Annotated in this window: 15 protein-coding genes, 1 pseudogene and 1 riboswitch; of the genes and pseudogenes, 9 read left to right on the top strand and 7 right to left on the bottom strand. The window is 65.1% G+C overall.

Annotation, left to right across the window (positions count from 1 at the left end; genetic code table 11):
• The first annotated feature begins 3 nt into the window (after nucleotides 1-3).
• Nucleotides 4-1,056 carry a nicotinate-nucleotide--dimethylbenzimidazole phosphoribosyltransferase gene (gene cobT / locus ACSKB8_RS38025; RefSeq protein ID WP_438109591.1) on the top strand — a complete coding sequence of 351 codons (1,053 nt, stop codon included), beginning with the start codon at nucleotides 4-6 and terminating at the stop codon, nucleotides 1,054-1,056.
• 6 nt (nucleotides 1,057-1,062) lie between these two features.
• On the opposite strand, the gene ACSKB8_RS38020 is transcribed toward cobT, so the two are convergent.
• Entirely contained in the window at nucleotides 1,063-1,635 is a 573-nt protein-coding gene (locus ACSKB8_RS38020) for a histidine phosphatase family protein (RefSeq protein WP_438109590.1), read from the bottom strand.
• 72 nt (nucleotides 1,636-1,707) lie between these two features.
• Nucleotides 1,708-1,909, top strand: a riboswitch (cobalamin riboswitch).
• A 115-nt stretch (nucleotides 1,910-2,024) separates the two neighbouring features.
• Here ACSKB8_RS38020 and ACSKB8_RS38015 point away from each other — a divergent pair.
• From ACSKB8_RS38015 to ACSKB8_RS37980, 8 genes are all read left to right on the top strand, one after another.
• Nucleotides 2,025-4,382 carry a TonB-dependent receptor gene (locus tag ACSKB8_RS38015; RefSeq protein ID WP_438109589.1) on the top strand — a complete coding sequence of 786 codons (2,358 nt, stop codon included), beginning with the start codon at nucleotides 2,025-2,027 and terminating at the stop codon, nucleotides 4,380-4,382.
• A 12-nt stretch (nucleotides 4,383-4,394) separates the two neighbouring features.
• The gene (locus ACSKB8_RS38010; protein ID WP_438109588.1) at nucleotides 4,395-5,831 is read left to right on the top strand and encodes a PepSY domain-containing protein; all 1,437 of its coding nucleotides are present in this window, start codon (nucleotides 4,395-4,397) and stop codon (nucleotides 5,829-5,831) included.
• Nucleotides 5,832-5,999: 168 nt separating this feature from the next.
• On the top strand, nucleotides 6,000-7,433 hold the full coding sequence (locus ACSKB8_RS38005) for an NAD-dependent succinate-semialdehyde dehydrogenase (protein ID WP_438109587.1): 1,434 nt from the start codon (nucleotides 6,000-6,002) through the stop codon (nucleotides 7,431-7,433).
• A gap of 613 nt (nucleotides 7,434-8,046) precedes the next feature.
• Nucleotides 8,047-9,651 (top strand): ABC transporter substrate-binding protein, encoded by a 1,605-nt coding sequence (locus tag ACSKB8_RS38000; RefSeq protein WP_438109586.1) that lies wholly within the window; start codon nucleotides 8,047-8,049, stop codon nucleotides 9,649-9,651.
• 17 nt (nucleotides 9,652-9,668) lie between these two features.
• A complete protein-coding gene (locus ACSKB8_RS37995; RefSeq protein WP_128934789.1) occupies nucleotides 9,669-10,610 on the top strand; it encodes an ABC transporter permease in 942 nt (313 codons plus the stop codon).
• Nucleotides 10,607-11,530: an ABC transporter permease gene (locus ACSKB8_RS37990; protein ID WP_438109585.1), complete on the top strand. Its 924-nt coding sequence runs from the start codon at nucleotides 10,607-10,609 to the stop codon at nucleotides 11,528-11,530. Before ACSKB8_RS37995 ends, ACSKB8_RS37990 begins: the two co-directional genes overlap by 4 nt.
• 19 nt (nucleotides 11,531-11,549) lie before the next feature.
• Nucleotides 11,550-12,539, top strand: a complete 990-nt coding sequence (locus tag ACSKB8_RS37985; RefSeq protein WP_165406062.1) for an ABC transporter ATP-binding protein — start codon at nucleotides 11,550-11,552, stop codon at nucleotides 12,537-12,539.
• Nucleotides 12,536-13,528: an ABC transporter ATP-binding protein gene (locus ACSKB8_RS37980; RefSeq protein WP_091887697.1), complete on the top strand. Its 993-nt coding sequence runs from the start codon at nucleotides 12,536-12,538 to the stop codon at nucleotides 13,526-13,528. Before ACSKB8_RS37985 ends, ACSKB8_RS37980 begins: the two co-directional genes overlap by 4 nt.
• 314 nt (nucleotides 13,529-13,842) lie before the next feature.
• Here the strand turns inward: ACSKB8_RS37980 and ACSKB8_RS37975 are convergent, their stop codons facing one another.
• From ACSKB8_RS37975 to ACSKB8_RS37950, 6 genes and pseudogenes are all read right to left on the bottom strand, one after another.
• Entirely contained in the window at nucleotides 13,843-14,130 is a 288-nt protein-coding gene (locus ACSKB8_RS37975; protein WP_438109584.1) for a YciI family protein, read from the bottom strand.
• 76 nt (nucleotides 14,131-14,206) lie between these two features.
• Complete coding sequence (locus ACSKB8_RS37970) at nucleotides 14,207-15,181, bottom strand: sugar ABC transporter substrate-binding protein (protein WP_164934569.1); 975 nt, start codon at nucleotides 15,179-15,181, stop codon at nucleotides 14,207-14,209.
• Between the two features lie 42 nt (nucleotides 15,182-15,223).
• Nucleotides 15,224-16,202, bottom strand: a pseudogene (locus ACSKB8_RS37965) (ABC transporter permease).
• Entirely contained in the window at nucleotides 16,199-17,149 is a 951-nt protein-coding gene (locus ACSKB8_RS37960) for an ABC transporter permease (protein WP_091887688.1), read from the bottom strand. Before ACSKB8_RS37960 ends, ACSKB8_RS37965 begins: the two are co-directional and overlap by 4 nt.
• Nucleotides 17,142-18,668: a sugar ABC transporter ATP-binding protein gene (locus ACSKB8_RS37955; protein WP_438109583.1), complete on the bottom strand. Its 1,527-nt coding sequence runs from the start codon at nucleotides 18,666-18,668 to the stop codon at nucleotides 17,142-17,144. Before ACSKB8_RS37955 ends, ACSKB8_RS37960 begins: the two co-directional genes overlap by 8 nt.
• Nucleotides 18,665-20,059 carry an FAD-linked oxidase C-terminal domain-containing protein gene (locus ACSKB8_RS37950; RefSeq protein ID WP_438109582.1) on the bottom strand — a complete coding sequence of 465 codons (1,395 nt, stop codon included), beginning with the start codon at nucleotides 20,057-20,059 and terminating at the stop codon, nucleotides 18,665-18,667. Before ACSKB8_RS37950 ends, ACSKB8_RS37955 begins: the two co-directional genes overlap by 4 nt.
• Between the last annotated feature and the right edge of the window lie 59 nt (nucleotides 20,060-20,118).

Genomic DNA, 20,118 nt, shown 5'->3' with positions numbered 1-20,118 from the left:
AGCATGCTCCCCGAATGGGTCTACCAAGAGTGCCCCGAGATCTCCGCGCATCATCGCGAGGCAGCCATCGCGCGGCAGACGCAACTGACAAAGCCGACCGGCGCGCTCGGCCGGCTCGAGCAACTGGCGATAGAGCTTGCGGGCCTGCAAGCGACGGAATCTCCTCGTGCCGCGCGCGTGCCGATCATCGTCTTCGCCGGTGATCACGGCATCGTCGCGCAGGGCGTGTCGGCCTATCCGCAAGCCGTGACGATCGCGATGATGGCGAATTTTGCCTCCGGCGGCGCCGCGATCTCGGTGCTGGCGCGTGAGCTTGGCTCCAGCCTGGAGGTGGTCGACACCGGCACGTTGGCGCAGGAGGAGATGGCGGGAATCGTCACCGACAAGCCGCGCTCTGGCACGCGCGACTTCAGCGTGGAAGCTGCGCTTGAACCTGCGGAACTGGCATTCGCGTTTGAGGCCGGTCAGCGCGCGGTTGCGCGCGCAGCAGCCAATCAGCCCGATCTGCTGATTTTCGGCGAGATGGGCATCGGCAATACCACGACCTCGGCGGCGATTGCGGCGAGCCTGCTCGGCATCAGTGCCGAGGAGATCGCCGGCAGCGGCACCGGCGTCGACGCGGCCGGCCGCGCCCACAAGGCGCGGGTGATCGATGCCGCGATTGCGCGCCATGGCATTGCGGGGGCTTCGCCCGAAAACATCCTGTGTGCCGTCGGCGGTCTCGAGATCGCGGCGATCTCAGGCGCGATCATCGCGGCTGCGCAACGCCGCATCCCTGTATTGATCGACGGCTTCATCGTGTCGGTGGCGGCGCTGGCGGCGGTGCGGATCAACCCGTCGTGCCGGCCGTTCCTGCTGCCGTCGCATCAATCGGCAGAGCAGGGGCATCGGCTGGTGCTGCGTGCGCTGAACGTGCAGCCGCTGATCAGCCTCGATCTCCGGCTTGGGGAGGGATCGGGCGCCGCGATCGCGCTGCCGCTGGTGCGGTCGGCCTGCGCGCTCCACAACGGCATGGCGACGTTTGCGCAGGCCAATGTACCGGATCGCCCTAGCTGATCCGGCTCAGGCCAACCGCTGATTGACGGAAACGACGCGCCACCCGGTGGCGAGCCGGTCGATCCGGGTCAGCGACAGCGGATCGATCACGAAGCGCAAGGCGGCTTGCGGTGTCAGATCCAGCGCGATGCAGAGCGCAGCGCGGATCGTGCCGGAATGCACGACGAGCGCTGCGGAGCCCGCGCCGATCCGCGAGAGCCCCAGCCGGACGCGCGCGACCTGATCCTCAAAGCTCTCGCCGCCCGGCGGACGTCCGCGCGCCGGATCGCTCCAGAATTGCGCATAGGCCTCGTCGCCAGCCGCGCCGATGTCGTCATGCCGACGGCCGGTCCATGCGCCAAAATCCTGTTCACTGAATTCAGGCATCAACTTGGGCGCGAGTCCCAGCGCCTGCGCGGTCTCGACCGTGCGCCGCGACGGGCTGGCATAGCTCGCAGCGTCTGGCGGCAAGCACTGCCGCAGTACCTGCAATTGCGCGCGATCGCCGAGATCAGCCGGCGCGTCAGCCGCATGGATCGTCCCCGCGACGCCGTCGACTGGCGCATGCCGTATCAGCCAGAGGAAGGTCTCGCCTTCCATGCTCATCTCCGAGGAAGTTGGTTGCTGTGGCAATAACGCCGCAGCTTGCACATTGACTCTGTCTTGATCGTAATCCTAGATGGCTTCGACGGTTTCCCCGAGAGGGGATGAAAAGGGAATGCGGTGCGGGGAATTTGTCCCCAATGCCGCGGCTGCCCCCGCAACTGTAAGCGGTGAATCCTTCGTCAGAAGCCACTGGGTCCTCGGTCCCGGGAAGGCGACGAAGCGGTCACGACCCGCGAGCCAGGAGACCTGCCGTCAGCCGTGGTCACACGCGAAGATGTCGGTCGGGGAGTACAGACATTCGGCTTCATCGGACGGCTGACAGGCCCAGGGTGAGACCTCGTTCGCTGTGACGTGCCACTGACGTCATACCGAGGTTTCGAACTGTGTCTTCCACCCGCATTGTACGACCGCGCCGCTTCCTGCTTGCCTCCGCAGCTCTTACGTCACTAGCCGCCGCCGATGTATCTGCCGCGCTAGCGCAGCAGGCCGGCGAACCCCTGCCGCCGGTCGAGGTGTCGCCGGCGCAATCCCGCAAGCAGGCCAAGCCGGCGGGCCGGGAGGCGCAGAGCGCTCGCCGTGCAGCTGCACGCAGACCGGCGGCCGCATCTGCAGCGCCCAAGCCCGTCGTGCCGACCGCCGCGGCACCAACGCCGCTCAACAGCAATGCCGTGGCCGAAAGCGCCTCGCGACTCGGCCTCACCGTGCGCGAGACGCCGGCGACCGTCGAGGTGATCTCGGCCGCGACGATGCGCGAGCAGGGCTATCGCACCGTATCGGAGGTGGCGCAGGGCGCAGTCGGTGTCACCTCCGGCGACAATCCGGCTGAACCTTCGGCCTTCTCCATGCGCGGCTTCACCAACAGCCAGATCAACACGCTCTACAACGGCATCAAGATCGGTCCGCAGAACATGACCTCGCGGATCGCGGATACCGCCAATCTCGAGGCGGTGGAATTCCTGAAGGGTCCGGCTTCGCTGATCTCGGGCGAGGGCGCCGCCGGCGGCGCCATCAACTTCGTCACCAAGCAGCCGCATACCGGACCGATCCGGAATGAAGCTGACTTCTCCTGGGATTCCCTGAACTCGTTCCGCGCCCATTACGGCTCCGGCGGCAGCACCAACGTGCAGGGGCTGGACTATCGCTTTGACATCAGCCGTTCCACGCTCAACGGCTTTGCCGACGATACCAATGTCAAGATGTTCGGCACGTCCGGCCAGCTCAACTACCGCATCTCCGACAGCCTCAAGGTCTGGGGCGCGATCGAATATCGGGAGGATCGCTCGAAGGCCTATTGGGGCGCGCCGCTGGTGCCGATCGCCTTCAGCGGCTCGCATGCGACGAGCGGCATCGTCTCCGGCAATTACGTCTCGAACTACAACGGAACCAATCTCGGTGCCGTCACCATCGATGATCGTACCTTCAACACCAATTACAACGTCCTCGACAACCGCAACGTCGCCCAGGAGGTCTGGCTGCGCGGCGGCTTCGAGCTCAAGCTGGCGCCTGACCTGACGCTGAAGAGTCAGGCCTATGGCTATGGTGCAGAACGGACCTGGTTCAACAACGAGATCGAGGCGTTCAATTCCACAACGAACATGGTCGATCGTGAACGCTTCTATGTCGCGCACAGCCAGCGGCTGGTGGGCAACGTCACCGACCTGATCTGGGACGCGAACATCGCAGGCTTCGACAACCGGCTGGTCACGACGCTCTCGTCAAGCTATCTCGACTTCGTCAGGCCGGGCGCGGCAAACTTCCCCGGCGATTCCGTTTCGCTCGTCGATCCCAACCGCGGCTTTTACGGCCCGCTCACGATCCAGCAGCAGACCGCGCGCATCGACAACGAGGCGCTGTCGTTCGAGGACCGGCTGAAGCTGACGCAGACTTTCGCGCTAATCGGTGGCCTGCGCGTCGAGCACATCGGGCTCGACCGCAATTCGACCGACCCCGCCGGGCTTGTGAAAGCCGGCTTCCCGTTCACGAAAGACTGGGCGCCGGTGACGGGGCGCATCGGCTACACTTGGGAGGCCGTGCCCGGCCTGACCTTCTTCAGCCAGTACGCCACCGGCGCAGACATCTCCGCCAACAACATCTTCCTGCTCGGGCCGACCCAGCCGCTCGACCTGACCACCGCGCGCACCTATGAGACCGGCCTCAAGCACCTGTTCTGGGACAACCGGGCGGAGTGGTCGTTTTCCGCCTACGACATCGTGCGCAAGAACGTCTATGCCGCAGCCGGCGGCATGCAGCTCAACATCGCCGGGCGGCAGGAGTCGAAGGGCGTGGAGCTCGCGGCGGCCGTTCGCCCGATCGAGCCCCTGCGTCTCTGGGGCAACATCGCCTATGTCGATGCGCACTATGCCGACTACAATTTTGTCGGTGGCTCGTTCTCCGGCAATACGCCGCCGAACGTGCCGCGCATCGTGGCCAATGCCGGCGCATCCTGGCGCTTCTTCACGCCCTGGCCGGTGGAGCTCGGCATCACCGGCCGTCATGTCGGCGACCGTTACAACACCGATGCCAACGTGGTGACGATGAAGGCCTATACCGTCGCCGACGTCTATGCCTTCGTCGACATCCCCAAGACGGTCTTCAATGCCGTCGACCAGGCTCGCTTGACCTTTCGGGTGCGCAACTTCACCGACAAGCGCTATGCGATCTGGGGCGACCCGTTCTATCCCGACCAGATCCTGCTCGGCGCACCGCGGACCTATGAAATCTCGGCCGCGTTCAAATGGTAGGGCGGTGACCGCATGATTGGCGCGATCGTCCTGTTGCACCGCTGGCTCGGGATCGCGTTCTGCCTGCTGTTCGCGATGTGGTTCGCGAGCGGAATCGTGATGCACTTCGTTCCGTTTCCGTCGCTCACAGAAGCGGAGCGATTTGCCGGACTCGCGCCGGTGAATCGCGGAGAGGTGAAGATTACGGTTGCGGATGCGGTCGCTACGAGCGGGATCGCGGATGCCACGCGCGTTCGGCTGATCCAGCGGAGTGACGGCGCGGTCTACATCGTCTCGGGTCCATCGCGTCAGCGCGCGATCCGTGCGGCCGACGGGAACGACGCGTCGATGAAATCCGCTGACGTCGCACTGGCTATTGCGCAGGCTCATGCGCGCCAGCGCGAGATCGATGCCTCGCATGCGACGATTGTCGGCCGTGCGGATTACGATCAGTGGAGCGTGCCGAACGGCTTCGATCGTCATCGACCGCTGTTTCGCGTTGCCCTCGGCGATGCCGCCGGGACGGAGGTCTATGTCTCGTCGCCGACCGGCGAGATCGTGCTTGATACGACGCGCAGCGAGCGCGGCTGGAATCTTGTCGGCAGCGTGCTGCACTGGATCTATCCGACCATCCTGCGCAGCAATTGGTCCCTGTGGGACCGCGTGGTCTGGACCTTGGTGCTGCTGGCCCTGATCGCGGCTGTGCTGGGCGCCGTGCTCGGGATCGCGCGGATCAGGATTTCCAAGAGGCAAATCTCCACACCTTACCGTGGCTGGCATGCGCTGCATCACCTCATTGGCCTCGCAGCGACGGTCTTCGTGCTGACCTGGATCTTCAGCGGCTGGCTCTCGATGGATCACGGCCGGCTGTTCTCGCGCGGCCAGTTGACGCCGGCAGAGGCCGGCCTGATGAACGCCGCGCCGGATTGGCGGGAGGCCCCATCGCTCGATCGGCAACCGATATCTCCCGCGGCGCGCGAGGCCGAATGGTTCGCCTTCAACGGCAAAGTCTATCGGCGCGATCGGGTCGCCCTCGGCCGTCAGACCTTGAGCAGGAGAGGGGATGCGCCGCGCGATGGACTGGCGGGATTCCTTGATGTGCACGAGATTCAGGCTCTGACGGGGCGCTTTGCAGTCGGCTGCGGCCTACCGTCCGTCCTTCCTGATAGCGACGACTACCCCGCGCCATCCACAACGCCGGGTGCACCGGTCTACCGCTCGCGCTGTGACGGCGACCTCTGGTTCGACATCGATGGCGGCGACGGCGGCGTGCTGCAAAGACTGGATCCGTCGCGGCGCGCCTACCGCTGGCTTTACAGCGCGTTGCACACGCTCGACTTCCCGGTCTTGCTGGCCCACCCGCGGCTGCGTGATGTGGTGATCGTCAGCCTCTGCACGCTCGGGCTGACCTTCTCCATCACCGGCATCGTCATCGGCTGGCGGCGCTTGCGGTCGTCGCTGGCAGCCTGAATTAAGGCGCAACTGCGGCTCGATACGGTCGGGTCGGCAGATCAGCAATGCCTTGCCCTATCGTCATTGACGCCTTTTCGCCGGCCGCCTTTCGGTGTAGCTCTGCGCTCGCTCGAAGCGGCGGCAGCAACCCGTCGAAGACCGAAAATCATGCAGGAGGCAGCAAGGATGTACCCGAAAGTTCAGATGTTCATCGCCGGCGAGTGGACCGACGGCACGTCCGGCAAGTCGGAGGACATCCTCAATCCCGCCACCGGCCAGCCGATCGGCAAGACCCCGCACGCCTCGCGTGCGGACCTCGACCGCGCGCTGGAGGCGGCCAGGGCCGGCTTCGAGGTCTGGCGCAAGACCTCGCCGTTCGACCGCTACAAGCTGATGCGGAAAGCGGCCGACATCATCCGCTCGCGCGCCGCCGAGATCGCGCCGGTGATGACCATGGAGCAGGGCAAGCCGGTGGTCGAAGCCCAGGGCGAGACCATGCTGGCCGGCGACCTCATCGACTGGTTCTCAGAGGAGGCCCGCCGCGCCTATGGCCGTATCGTGCCGCCGCGGATGGGCAACGTCTCCCAGCTCGTGACCAAGGAGCCGGTCGGCCCGGTCGCCGCGTTCACGCCCTGGAATTTCCCGATCAACCAGGCAGTGCGCAAGATCTCGGCCGCGCTCGCCGCCGGCTGCTCGATCATCGTCAAGGGACCGGAAGAGACGCCGGCGAGTTGCATGGAGCTGGTGCGCGCCTATGCTGACGCGGGCATTCCCCCCGGTGTCGTCCAACTGGTGTTCGGCGTGCCGGCGGAAGTGTCGGAATATCTCATTCCGCATCCGATCATCCGCAAGATCAGCTTCACCGGCTCGACTGCGGTCGGCAAGCATCTGGCTGCGCTCGCCGGCCTGCACATGAAGCGCGTCACCATGGAGCTCGGTGGCCATGCGCCGGCGATCGTGTTCGCCGACGCTGATCTCGACAACGCTGCAAAAATCCTGTCGGCCAACAAATTCCGTAATGCCGGCCAGGTCTGCGTCTCGCCGACGCGTTTCCTCGTGCATGAAAGCGTCTACCAGCCCTTCGTCGACAAGTTCGTGGCGGCGGCCAAGAGCCTCAAGGTCGGCAACGGTCTCGACAAGGACACCCGCATGGGGCCGCTGGCGAACCCGCGCCGCGTCGACGCCATGGAGAGCTTGGTCTCCGACGCGGTCCAGCGCGGCGCCAAGGTGCAGGCCGGCGGCAAGCGTATCGGCAATGAAGGCTTCTTCTTCGAGCCGACCGTGCTGACCGACGTGCCGCGCGATGCGCGCATCATGAACGAGGAGCCGTTCGGACCGCTCGCGCCCATCACGTCCTTCCGCAGTTATGACGAGGTGGTGGCGGAAGCGAACCGTCTGCCTTACGGCCTTGCAGCCTATGCCTACACCACTTCGACCAAGACGATGCAGGCGATCGGCTCCGACATCGAGAGCGGCATGGTGTCGATCAACCACCATGGCCTCGCGCTGCCGGAAGTGCCGTTCGGCGGCATCAAGGATTCCGGTTACGGCTCCGAAGGCGGCCTCGAGGCGATCGAGGGTTACCTCAATACGAAGTTCGTCACCCAGGCGAGCGCGTAAGGATAGTGTAAGGGTTAGCCTTGCGACTGTGCGAGGCGCAGTCTGCAAAGGCTAACCCCTGCGATCCCAAGGCAATCGCATTTGAAGGCGACTTCCCTGCGGCGATCCTTCGAGACGCCCGTTTGAGGCGGGCTCCTCAGGATGAGGGCGGAGTGTGCGGCAGCAGATTCAACAGGCGCCGATGCCGCTTAGCCTCATCCTGAGGAGCCCGCCTAACGCGGGCGTCTCGAAGGACGAGGCGCGCGCTCAGGCCGCTCAAAATACCATACGCGATTGCCCTGGCTGCGATCCTTTGCCCGCGCGGACAGCGACAAGGCACATCCGCGCGGCCGGTGGCCGTGATCGCCACCACCGCAAGTCCCTTCGCGGATGCATACAGCGTTGCCTGCATCCTTCTGGCGAGCGCTTAAGGAAACGAAAAGCTACGGCAAAACATGCCGTGGCAGCGATGCGCCGCGCTTGATCGCGGCAGCGTCTGCAAGGAGGCGCGAAGTCCCCCAAATCGCCGCTGGCGAAGGCGCAGTTAGTGGCATACCATTTGCACGCCAACGGGCAGGTTTCACCTGCCCTTGGCCAATGATGGCCGGCATCACGGCAATAGTGGGAGGACTTCATGGATCGCAGGACCGTATTGAAGGGACTGGCTGGCGCGGGCAGCCTGGCGTTGACGGGTGGCCTCTCGGCCCCTGCGCTGTCGCAAGGCGCGGCGGCGCGCACGTTGCGCTTCGTGCCGCAAGCGAATCTCGCCAATTTCGATCCGATCTGGGGCACTCAATATGTCGTGCGCAATGCTGCCGCGATGGTCTGGGACACGCTCTACGGCATCGATTCCTCGCTCCAGCCCCAGCGGCAGATGGTCGAGTCCGAGGAGACCTCCGACGATGGCAAGATCTGGACATTCCGCTTAAGGCCTGGCCTCAAGTTCCATGACGGCGAGCCGGTGTTGGCTAAGGACGTCGTTGCGAGCCTGTCGCGCTGGGCCGCGCGCGATCCGATGGGGTTGATGATCATTGCGATCCAGCAGGAATTGACCGCTGTCGACGACCGCACGTTCAAATGGGTTTTGAAGCAGCCCTTCCCGAAAATGCTCTATGCGCTGGCCAAGAATAACGCGCCGTGCTCCTTCATCATGCCCGAGCGTATCGCGAAGACCGATCCTTTCAAGCAGATCACGGAATATGTCGGCTCCGGGCCGATGAAATTCGCCAAGGGCGAATGGGTGCCGGGCGCCAAGGCCGTGTTCGAGAAGTTCACCGACTACGTCCCGCGGCAGGAGAAGGCATCCTGGCTTGCCGGCGGCAAGCAGATCCTGATTGATCGCGTGGAATGGGTGGTGATGCCGGACCCGGCGACCGCAGCGGCCGCGTTGCAGAACGGCGAGGTCGACTGGTGGGAGAACCCGATCGCCGATCTCGTGCCCGTGCTGAAGAAGAACAAGAACATCAGCGTCGACATCGGCGATCCCCTTGGCAATATCGGCTCGTTCCGCATGAACCATTTGTTCGCGCCCTTCAACGATGTGCGAGCGCGGCGCGCGGTGCTGATGGCGCTTAGCCAGGAAGACTATATGCGCGCCATCGTCGGCGACGACACCGCGCTGTGGAAGCCGCTGCCGGGCTTCTTCACGCCAGACACGCCGCTCTACAGCGAACTGGGCGGCGAAATTCTGAAGGGCAAACGCGACTTCGATGGCGCCAAGAAGTTGCTCGCCGAGAGCGGCTATTCCGGCCAGCCGGTGACGTGTTTGGTGGCGCAGGACCAGCCGATCACGAAGGCGCAAGGCGACGTCACCGCGGACCTCCTGAAACGGCTTGGCATGAATGTCGACTTCGTCGCGACCGATTGGGGCACGGTTGGCTCTCGCCGGGCGCAGAAGACGCCGCCCGGGCAGGGCGGCTGGAACATGTTCCACAGCTGGCATGCCGGCGCCGACTGCATCACGCCCGCCGCCTACACCGCCATTCGCGCCAATGGCGACAAGGCCTGGTTCGGCTGGCCCAATAGCCCGAATACCGAGAAGGAAATCACGGCCTGGTTCGAGGCCAAGAATCTCGAGGAAGAAAAGGCAGCGATCGGGCGGGTCAATAAGGCGGCGCTCGAGGATGTTGTCTATGCGCCGACAGGCTTCTTCTTGACCTATACGGCGTGGCGCAAGAACGTCTCCGGCGTCACCAAGGGGCCGCTGCCGTTCTTCTGGGGCGTATCGAAGTCCGCATGATCGTGCGCTGAAGCCAGATGCTCTCTTACATCCTCCGTCGCATCGTCGCGACTTTGCCTGTGATGGCGATCGTCGCGCTGTTCGTGTTCAGCCTGCTCTACATCGCGCCGGGTGATCCGGCCGTGGTGATCGCGGGCGACCAGGCGAGCCCGGAGGATGTGGAGCGCATCCGCCAGAGCCTCGGCCTCGACCGTCCCTTCCTGGTCCAGTTCGGAAGCTGGGTCTGGCGCATCCTGCACGGCGATCTCGGCACCTCGATCTTCACCAATCTGCCGGTGTCGGCGATGATCGGCCAGCGTCTCGGACCGACGCTGTCGCTGATGATCGTCACGCTCCTGCTCACGATCGTGGTCGCGGTGCCGCTCGGTGTAGTGGCGGCTTGGAAGGCCGGCAGCCTGATCGACCGCGCCATCATGGGCTTTGCCGTGTTCGGCTTTTCGCTGCCGGTGTTCGTGGTCGGCTACATGCTCGCCTACGTCTTCGCGCTCGAATTGGAATGGCTTCCGGTGCAGGGCTATACGCCGCTCACGGCAGGCTTCTGGCCATGGCTCGAGAACCTGATTCTGCCGGCAATCGCGCTCGGCTGCGTCTATATCGCGCTGGTCGCGCGCATCACCCGCGCGGCCATGCTCGAAGTGTTGCAGCAGGACTATATCCGCACCGCGCGCGCCAAGGGCCTCGGGCAGGGCGGCATCCTGTTCATTCACGCGCTGAAGAATGCGGCGGTGCCGATCGTCACGGTGATTGGGATCGGCATCGCGCTCCTGATCGGCGGCGCGGTGGTCACGGAGAGCGTGTTCGCGATCCCCGGCCTCGGCCGGCTCACGATCGATGCGATCCTGCGCCGCGATTATCCCGTCATCCAGGGCATCGTGCTGCTGTTCAGCTTCGTCTACGTCCTCGTCAATCTGATGATCGACGTCATCTATACGCTCGTTGACCCGAGGATCCGCTATTGACCGATACGACCGTCAATTCGCAATCGCTTCCCGCCGGCCTCGTCGTCGCGCCGCAACTGCCCGAGATCCTGCGGCCGGTCACGATCCGGCGCGGCTTCATCGGGCTCTTGCGCGGCCATCCCACCGTCGCGATTGGTGGCGCGCTGCTGCTGACGCTGGTCCTGATCGCGATTTTCGCAGCCCATCTCGGAACGGTCGACCCGACCGCGCTGGCGCCGGCCAAGCGCACCCGGGCGCCGTCGGCCGATTTCTGGTTCGGCACCGACGTGCTCGGCCGCGACATCTATTCGCGCGTGCTGTTCGGCGCGCGGGTCTCGCTCACGGTCGGGCTATCGGTTGCGATCTTCGCGTCCGCGGCGGGCCTCGCCATCGGCATGGTCTCCGGCTTCATCCGCTGGGCTGACGGCATTTTGATGCGCTTCATGGACGGCTTGATGTCGATCCCGCCGATCCTGCTCGCCATCGCGCTGATGGCGCTGACGCGCGGCAGCGTCGGCAACGTCATCCTGGCCATCACCATTGCGGAAATCCCGCGCGTCTCACGCCTCGTGCGCAGCGTGGTGCTATCGCTGCGCGAGCAGCCTTATGTGGACGCAGCCGTCGCCTGCGGCACGCGCACGCCGATGATCATTTTGCGCCACATCCTGCCCAACACGGTGGCACCGATGCTGGTGCAGGCGACCTATATCTGCGCCAGCGCCATGATCACGGAGGCGATCCTGTCCTTCATTGGCGCCGGGACGCCGCCGACCATTCCGTCCTGGGGCAACATCATGGCCGAGGGCCGCGCGCTGTGGCAGGTCAAGCCCTACATCGTGTTCTTCCCGGCGGCATTCCTGTCCGTCACCGTTCTCGCCGTGAACCTGCTCGGCGACGGCCTTCGCGATGCGCTCGATCCGCGCATGGCCAAGAGCCTCTGATGTATCGAGGCTGATCGCGATGGCGCTGCTCGAAGTCGAGAACCTCCAGACCCATTTCCGCACCCCCGGCGGCATCAACCGCGCCGTCGACGGCGTGTCCTTCCATGTCAACGAAGGCGAGACGCTCGCCATCGTCGGCGAGTCCGGCTGCGGCAAGTCGGTGACCTCGATGTCGCTGATGCGGCTCGTCCCGGAGCCGCCGGGCAGGATTGCCGGCGCCATCCGCTTTGCGGGCAGGGACCTGCTGCAACTGTCCGATCGCGAGATGCGCGCCATCCGCGGCAACGACATCTCGATGATCTTCCAGGAGCCGATGACGAGCTTGAACCCGGTCCTCACCGTCGGCCGCCAGATCCGCGAGACCTTGATGATCCATCAGGGCCTGGACAAACAGGCTGCCGAGGCGCACGCGATCGAGATGCTGACGCTGGTCGGCATTCCCGAGCCGAAGCGGCGCGTGCGCGAATATCCGCACCAGCTCTCCGGCGGCATGCGCCAGCGCGTCATGATCGCCATCGCGCTCGCCTGCAATCCGAAGCTTCTCATTGCGGACGAGCCGACCACCGCCCTCGACGTGACCATCCAGGCACAGATCCTCAAGCTGATGCTGGACCTCAAGCGCCGCGTTGGCGCGGCCATCATCCTGATCACCCACGATCTCGGCGTCGTCGCCGAAATCGCCGAGCGTGTGATGGTGATGTATGCCGGCCGCAAGGTCGAGGAAGCGCCGGTCGCCGAGCTGTTTCGCTCGCCGCGCCATCCCTATACGCAGGGCCTGCTCGGCGCGGTGCCGAAGCTTGGCTCCTCGCTCGCCGGGACGGCAACGCGGCTCGCCGAGATCCCGGGGCAGGTACCTGATCTCCGCAAGCCCATCACCGGCTGCGTCTTTGCCGGGCGCTGTGCGCTTGCGACCGATCTCTGCCGGCAATATGCGCCGGGGCTCGAAGAGAAGGGACCCCGTCACATCGCCGCCTGCCACTATGCGGCCAAGGGAGCTGTCGCGGCATGAGTCCTCCGCTGCTCCAGGTCAACGACCTCAAGAAGCACTTTCCGGTCAAGACCGGCCTGTTCGGCCGCAAGTCCGAATTCGTCTATGCAGTCGACGGCGTGTCGTTCGAGATCGCGCGCGGCGAGACACTGTCGCTGGTCGGCGAGTCCGGCTGCGGCAAGTCGACGGTCGGCCGCGCCATCCTGCGGCTGTTCGACATCACTGCGGGACAGGTCATCCTCGACGGCCAGCGGATCGACGACGCTGCGCCGAGCACGATGCGTCAGATGCGCCGCCGCGTGCAGGTCGTGTTCCAGGATCCGTTCTCGAGCCTCAATCCGCGCATGCGCGTGCGCGACATCCTGGCCGAGCCGATCCGCAATTTCGGTCTGGCCAAATCCGCGGAAGACCTCGAGGTGCGCGTCACTGCGCTGATGGATACCGTCCGCCTGCCGCGCGAGGCGTTGAACCGCCGGCCGCACGAGTTCTCCGGCGGCCAGCGCCAGCGTATCGGCATCGCGCGGGCGCTGGCGGCCGAGCCCGAGCTGATCGTCTGCGACGAAGCAGTCTCCGCGCTCGACGTCTCGGTCAAGGCGCAGATCGTCAACCTGCTCCAGGATCTCCAGCGCGAGTTCGGCCTCGCGCTCTTGTTCATCAGCCATGATCTCGCGATCGTCGAGCACATGACGCACCGTGTCGCGGTGATGTATCTCGGCAAGATCGTCGAGGTCGCCCCGCGCCGCGAGATCTTTGCGGCACCGAGACATCCCTACACCAAGGCGCTGCTCTCCGCGGTGCCGCTGCCCGAGCCCGGCGCCCAGCGCAATCCGATCATTCTTAGGGGCGACGTGCCGAGCCCGATCAATCCGCCGCGCGGATGCCGCTTCCACACCCGCTGCCCCTTCGTCTTCGACCGCTGCCGGACCGAGGAGCCGGTGCTTCGCGCGATTGGAGCCGAGCAGTGGGTGGCCTGTCATCTCGAAGAGGGCGTTGCCGCGACGAGCGCCTAAAGCGTGATGAGATCAGGCTTGTTTGCTGCACCGAAGGTGCGCTCCCTCTCCCGCTTGCGGGAGAGGGTTGGGGAGAGGGTGTCTCCCCGCAATGGGACAGCCCCTAGAGGAGAAAGCCCTCACCCGGCGCTGCGCGCCGACCTCTCCCGCGAGCGGGAGAGGTGAACGAGCCGCCCCGGAATCGATTCAACCTGAAGCCATTGCGCTTTGCGATCGACGACCTAAAGCGCGCTCGACGCGACGGAAATTTGTATGCAAGAACAGCCCCGTTCTACTGTGCATGGGGTTGTTTTTGCGTTTTGATTTGGCCGGCCTCAACCCTGCCGGCGCAGGAAGCCCGTGATCGTGACCTTTTCCCAGATGCCGGCGGCAGCAAAGGGATCAGCGCGGTTGAAGGCCTCGACTTCGCCACGGCCGGACGCCTCGATCAGGAACAAGCTGCCGATCATGGTCGCGCCGTCGTCGGAAACGAGCGGCCCCGACATCACGATCTTGACGCCGAAGCGCGATGTGTCGCTCAGGAAAGCCTTGTGGGCGTCGTAATTGGCAAGCCGGGTCGGCAGCGCGCCGGCGCGGTCGACGGCGTGAATGGCGAACAGCATGATGTCTCCGTTTCTTACTTCAGTTCCTGGGACGGCCGCGAGTGGCGGCCGTCCAGACTTGACGTGATCGGTTAGTCTACTTGGCGCCGAGCTTGCCCGCTTCCTCGAAGGTCGGGCAGGTCCGCTGCTCCAGCGGCACGTCGAACGGCCCAAAATTGTCCTTGGTGATGACGGTCGGCTTCAGCACGATCTCGCTGATGACCGGCTGGTTGCGCAAGGAGCGGATCGCCATCATGGTGCCGAGGCACCCTTGAGCAAATCCGTTATAGTCGCCGCTCGCGAGCAGCTTGCCTGATTTGATCGCGTCGATCGCTTCCTTGGTGCCGTTGATGCCGATCACCTGGGCTTTGCGGTTGGCGCCGTCGAGCGCCTCGATCGCGCCGACCGCCATGGCATCGTTGGCGGCGAGCACGCCGTCGATCTGCGAATTCGACTGCATCAGGTTCTCCATCACTTGAAGCGCCTGCAGCCGCTGGTAATTGCCGGGCTGCGAGGCCAGCAGCTTGGCGCCCGGAGCCTCCTTCAGCGCAGCGTTGAAGCCGCGGACGCGGTCGACATTGGTCAGCGAGCCCTTGACGCCCTCGATGATGACGATGTTGCCCTTGCCGCCCAGCGTCTTGAGCAGGTAGCGCGCGGTCTCGAGCCCAAGGCTGTAATCGTCGGCACCGACGAATGAGAGGAACTTGCCGCCGGCGGAGCGGTCGGTGATGTTGACGACGGGGATTTTTGCTTCGTTGATCTTCTCGACGCCGGGCACCATCGCCTTGTAGTCGACCGGCGTGAAGACGATCGCGCTCGGCTTCTTCACCACGACGTCCTCGATCTGGCTGAGCTGCTCGGGGATGCTGTCGGGTTTGGTCGGGATGTACTGCAGCGTCTTCGCGTTCAGCGTCTTCGCCATGTTGTCGGCGCCGACCCGCACCGTCTGGAAGAACGGGTTGGTCTGGTTCTTGGTGAAGACGGCGATGGTCTCGCCGTCGGCGCGCGCCCCCGTAGTGAACGCAGCCGCCATCAGCAGCGGTAGCGTCAGATAGCCAAGTTTCAGTTTCATGTAGCCTCCATCCCTCATTTTGCTTGTTGGATTTCTAAAAGCTCATTGCGCGCGGCGGCGGGTCTTCATGTCGAGCCAGACCGCGAGAATGACGATGATGCCTGTCACCAGCGGCTGCCAGTTGGCGCTGACCGAGAGCAGGTTCATGCCGTTCAGCACCAAGGTTAGGATCAGTGCGCCGATGAAGGTGCCGAACACGGTGCCGACGCCGCCGAACAACGAGGTGCCGCCGATCAGCACCGCCGCAATCGCCGGCAACGTCAGGCTTTCGCCGATATCGGCCTCGGCCGAATTCAGGCGCGACAGGAAGATGATCGAAGCGAGTCCCGCCATGGTGCCGGAGACGGCATAGACCAGCAGCAGGCGGCGCGCGACGGGGATGCCGGAGAGCCGGGCGGCGACCGGATTGGCGCCGATCGCATAGATCTCCTGGCCCCAGATCGTCCGTTGCGCGAACAGCGTCCCGATGCCGAGGAACACCAGCAGCAGATCAGACCGGGATCGGAAGGCCGAACAGATAGCCGCTGCCGATCTGGCGGAAGCCGGCCGGGAAGCCATGCAGGGTCTCGCCCGCCATATACCAATAAGTGAGGCCGTTCAGCACCCATAGCATGCCATAGGTGGCGATGAAGGAGGGGATGCGGAGCGCGGTGACCATGACGCCGTTGAGGAGGCCAACGATGCCGCCGCAGGCAAGCCCGGTGAGGATGCCGAGCGCCGGCGAGCCGGTCTTGTGGATCACCGTGCCGGCGATACAGGCCGACAGCGCGACATTGGCGCCGACAGAGAGGTCGAGGCCGGCGGTCAAGACCACCAGGGTCAGGCCGGAGGCGATGAAGAAGGTCAGGCTCGCCTGCCTCAGCACGTTGAGGATGTTGCCGAGGCTCAGGAAGGAATCGCTGAGCACGGCCAGCACCGCGCAGATCAGCAGTGCCGCGAGCAGGCGATAGAACAGCTGGATCGCGTCCTGCGATAGGAAGGAGCGGGGCGGCGCGATGGCATCTTTGGTGATGTCGGTCATGCGCGGCTCCTGAGGCCGTCGAGGAACAGCGCGACGATGACGAGCACGCCGACGCTTGCGACCTGCACCGAGGACGGCAGCGAGATCAGGTTCAGCCCATTGCGCAACACGCCGACCGCAATCACGCCCAGTACGGTGCCGAGCAGCCAGCCATTGCCGCGCTCGAACGACGTGCCGCCGACGGCAACGGCCGCGATGGCGTCGAATTCGAGACCGAGCCCGGCGGTGGGATGGCCGGAATTCATCCGAGCGGTCATCAACAGCCCCGCGATTCCCGCCATGGCGCCGCCGATGGCATAGACTGCGATCAGCAGCTTGTTCGGCGAGAGTCCGGCATAGCGCAGCGCCTCGCGATTGCCGCCCAGCGCGAAGATATAGGTGCCGAAGCGGGTGTGATAGAGCAGGCCGTGAAAGGCCGCATAGGTCACCAGCGCCATCACGATCGGCACGGGAATGCCGAGAAGTGTTGCCGAGTAGATGTCGCGCACGCTGTGGGGAATGCCGACCACGCTCTGGCCGTCGCTGACGATCAGCGACAGGCCCTGCGCCATGCCGAGCGTGCCCAGCGTCGCGACAAAAGGCGGAATGCCCAGGATCGCGACCAGCCAGCCGTTGACGATGCCGAACCCGGCGCCGACCAGCAGGCCGGCGCCGAGGCCCAGCAACATTGATTTCGTCGCGAGCGACACGATCGCGACGCAGAGCGAGGTCAGCGTCAGCACCGCGCCCATCGACAGGTCCAGCCCCTCGGTCATGATGATCAGTGTCATCGGCAGCGCGAGCATGGTCAGGATGGTCGACTGCACCAGCACGTTGGAGAGGTTGGCGACCGACAGGAAGCCGGGCGCGATCGCGCTGAACAGGGCGATCAGCAGCACCAGCACCATGGCAACGCCGGGAATGCGTTGCAGCGGATTGGGTTGCGAGACGACCGCGGCTTCACGCATGATGCATCCCCAGTCGCACGATGTTCTCCTCGGTCAGCTCGTTGCGTGTCAGGTGCCCAGCGATGCGCCCCTCGCGCATCACATAGGCGCGGTCGCAGACATGGCAGATCTCGACCTGTTCGGACGAGATCATGAGGGCCGCTGCGCCTTCGGCCACCAGTCGGTCGATCAGGGCAAAGATCTCCGACTTGGCGCCGATGTCGATGCCGCGCGTCGGTTCGTCGAAGATGAACAGCTTCGAGCCGGCCGCCAGCCACTTGCCGATCACGACCTTCTGCTGGTTGCCGCCCGAGAGCAGGCCAACGGTCTGGCGCGCACTCGGTGTCGCGATCCTCAATTGCCGGATCAGGCCGTCGGAGGTGCGCTGCGCACTGCGCTGGTCGAACAGGCCGCTCGGGAACAGCTTTCGCAGCGCCGATACCACCAGATTATCGCTGACTGATCGTAGCAGCGCGAGGCCCTCGCTCTTGCGGCTCTCCGGGATCAGCGCGATGCCGCGGCGGGCGGCAAGGTCAGGCTCGCCGGAGATGGTCTTGCCGTCGAAGACGATCTCGCCCGATGTCATGGGATCGGCGCCGAAAATGGCGCGGGCAACCTCGCTGCGGCCGGAGCCGACGAGGCCGCACAGGCCGACGATCTCGCCCCGGCGCACCTCGATGTTGATGTCGGAGATGCCGGTCGGCGCGGTCAGGCCCTTGACCTCGAGCAGCATCTCGCCGGGCTTATCGGCAAAGTTGCGCGGATAGGTCATGTCGACGTTGCGGCCGACCATCATGCGGACCAACTGGTCCGGCGTCACGTCGGCGGGGCGGACGCCGTCGATGCGGCGGCCGTCGCGCAGCACGGTGATGCGGTCGCCGAGCGCGAACACCTCGGCCATGCGGTGCGAGATGTAGACGATCGAGACGCCGTCGGCCTTCAGCCGCGCGATCAACGCGAACAGTAGCTCGGTCTCGCGGTCGGACAGCGCGGCCGTCGGCTCGTCCATCACGAGGATGCGGGCGTTCTGGCTGATCGCCTTGGCGATCTCGACCATCTGCTGCTGTGCCACCCCTAACTTGTCGACGGTGGTGGAAGGATCGATGTCGAAACCGATGGTGCTGAGGACACGACGCGCGTCAGCCAGGATCTTGCGGCGGTCGATGCTTCCGGGAATGCGGCCTTTCGGCTCGCGACCGAGGAAGATGTTCTGGGCGATATCGAGATAGGGGACCAGCGAGAATTCCTGGAAGATGACGGCAATGCCGAGCTTCTGCGCATCCGCGGTCGAGCTGATCTCGACCTTCTCGCCCTTGTAGAAGAATTCGCCGGCATCGGCGCGGTAGGCGCCGCACAGTACTTTCATCAGGCTCGACTTGCCGGCGCCGTTCTCGCCCAGCAGCATATGGACTTCGCCGGGATAGACAGCGAAGGACACGTCATCCAGCGCCTTGACGCCTGGAAATTCCTTGCTGATGCCGCGCAGCTCCAAGAGCGGTGTGGGCGAGGACGGCTCAACGGCCAATGCTGCGCTGCTCATGCCTGCGCTCCGCTGGCAAAGATCTTTCCGGGATTCAAGAGACCATTCGGGTCGAGTGCAGTCTTGACTTGCCGCATCACATCGACGGCCTCGCCGAGCTCGTCGGTGAGATAATCGATCTTGCCGAGCCCGATGCCGTGCTCGCCGGTGCAGGTGCCGTCCATGGCGATGGCGCGCGCGACCATGCGGGCCTGGAGCGCCTTGGCGCCTTCGGTCTCTTCGGACTTTGCCGGATCGATCAGGATCAGCATGTGGAAATTGCCGTCGCCGACATGGCCGACGATCGGGGCTGTAAACCCATGCTCGTCCGCATCGCGCCGCGTCTCGGTCAGGCATTCGGCCAGCCGCGAGATCGGCACGCAGACATCGGTGATCACCGCGCGTGCTCCGGGTCGTAGGCCGAGGCCCGCATAGAGCGTGTTGTCGCGGGCGTGCCAGAGCCGGCTGCGGTCTTCCGGCGCCTTGGCCCAGGCAAACCCGTGGCCGCCATGGTCGGCGGCGATGGCCTGCGCGGCCTCGGCCTGCTCGGCGACGGAGGCCTCGGAGCCGTGGAATTCGAAGAACAGGGTCGGAGCCTCGCGATAGCCGAGCTTTGCGTAGGCATTGATGCCGCGCATCATGACGTCGTCGAGCAGCTCGATGCGCGCAACGGGGATTGCCGACTGGATCACGGAGATCGCGGTGTCGACGGCGTTGTGCAGGCTATCGAAGCTGCACACCGCGGCCGAGATCGCCTGCGGCACGGGATGTACTTTCAGCGTGATCTCGGTGATCACGCCGAGCGTGCCTTCGGCGCCAACGAACATGCGCGTCAGATCATAACCGGCGGCCGATTTGCGCGCGCGCTTGGCGGTGCGGATCACGCGCCCATCCGCGAGCACCACCTCCAGCGCCATGACATTGTCCTTCATGGTGCCGTAGCGCACCGCCATGGTGCCGGAGGCGCGCGTGGAGGTCATGCCGCCGATCGAGGCGTCCGCGCCGGGGTCGATCGGAAAGAACAGGCCTGTGTTGCGCAGCTCCGCATTGAGCTGCTTGCGGGTGATGCCGGGCTGCACCACGACATCCATGTCGCTGTCGTGCACGGCAAGCACCTTGTTCATGCGCGCGAAGTCGAAGCAGACGCCACCGGCGACGGCGGCCGCGTTGCCTTCGAGTGAGGTGCCGGCGCCGAACGGGACGATCGGCATCCCCGCGCTCGCGCAGAGTTTCACGATCTCGGCGACCTCCTGCGTTGTTTCAGGGAAGACGACGATGTCGGGCGGCAGATTGCGGTAATGCAACTCGCTCTGCCCATGCTGATCGAGCACGCCGCGCGCGACGCTGGCGCGCGGGCCGATCATGCCATTGAGGCGATCGGCCAATGCTGCCGTGCTGACCCGCGGTCCCATCCTTGCTCCCTCTCTGCCCCGGTGGCGGACTCTTTGTCGGTCCGCTGCGTTGTCGTTCG

It is taken from the genome of Bradyrhizobium sp. BR 1432 (assembly GCF_051547705.1).
Lineage (GTDB): Bacteria > Pseudomonadota > Alphaproteobacteria > Rhizobiales > Xanthobacteraceae > Bradyrhizobium > Bradyrhizobium zhanjiangense.
The sequence above is the reverse complement of the archived record's forward strand: the minus strand, read 5'-3'. Positions and strand labels throughout refer to the sequence as shown.

Excerpts from the sequence above, each read along its gene's own strand:
- cobT (WP_438109591.1), top strand. The coding sequence starts at position 4 with ATGCTCCCCGAATGGGTCTACCAAGAGTGCCCCGAGATCTCCGCGCAT.
- ACSKB8_RS38020 (WP_438109590.1), bottom strand. The coding sequence starts at position 1,635 with ATGGAAGGCGAGACCTTCCTCTGGCTGATACGGCATGCGCCAGTCGAC.
- ACSKB8_RS38010 (WP_438109588.1), top strand. The coding sequence starts at position 4,395 with ATGATTGGCGCGATCGTCCTGTTGCACCGCTGGCTCGGGATCGCGTTC.
- ACSKB8_RS38005 (WP_438109587.1), top strand. The coding sequence starts at position 6,000 with ATGTACCCGAAAGTTCAGATGTTCATCGCCGGCGAGTGGACCGACGGC.
- ACSKB8_RS38000 (WP_438109586.1), top strand. The coding sequence starts at position 8,047 with ATGGATCGCAGGACCGTATTGAAGGGACTGGCTGGCGCGGGCAGCCTG.
- ACSKB8_RS37995 (WP_128934789.1), top strand. The coding sequence starts at position 9,669 with ATGCTCTCTTACATCCTCCGTCGCATCGTCGCGACTTTGCCTGTGATG.
- ACSKB8_RS37985 (WP_165406062.1), top strand. The coding sequence starts at position 11,550 with ATGGCGCTGCTCGAAGTCGAGAACCTCCAGACCCATTTCCGCACCCCC.
- ACSKB8_RS37980 (WP_091887697.1), top strand. The coding sequence starts at position 12,536 with ATGAGTCCTCCGCTGCTCCAGGTCAACGACCTCAAGAAGCACTTTCCG.
- ACSKB8_RS37975 (WP_438109584.1), bottom strand. The coding sequence starts at position 14,130 with ATGCTGTTCGCCATTCACGCCGTCGACCGCGCCGGCGCGCTGCCGACC.
- ACSKB8_RS37970 (WP_164934569.1), bottom strand. The coding sequence starts at position 15,181 with ATGAAACTGAAACTTGGCTATCTGACGCTACCGCTGCTGATGGCGGCT.
- ACSKB8_RS37960 (WP_091887688.1), bottom strand. The coding sequence starts at position 17,149 with ATGCGTGAAGCCGCGGTCGTCTCGCAACCCAATCCGCTGCAACGCATT.
- ACSKB8_RS37955 (WP_438109583.1), bottom strand. The coding sequence starts at position 18,668 with ATGAGCAGCGCAGCATTGGCCGTTGAGCCGTCCTCGCCCACACCGCTC.
- ACSKB8_RS37950 (WP_438109582.1), bottom strand. The coding sequence starts at position 20,059 with ATGGGACCGCGGGTCAGCACGGCAGCATTGGCCGATCGCCTCAATGGC.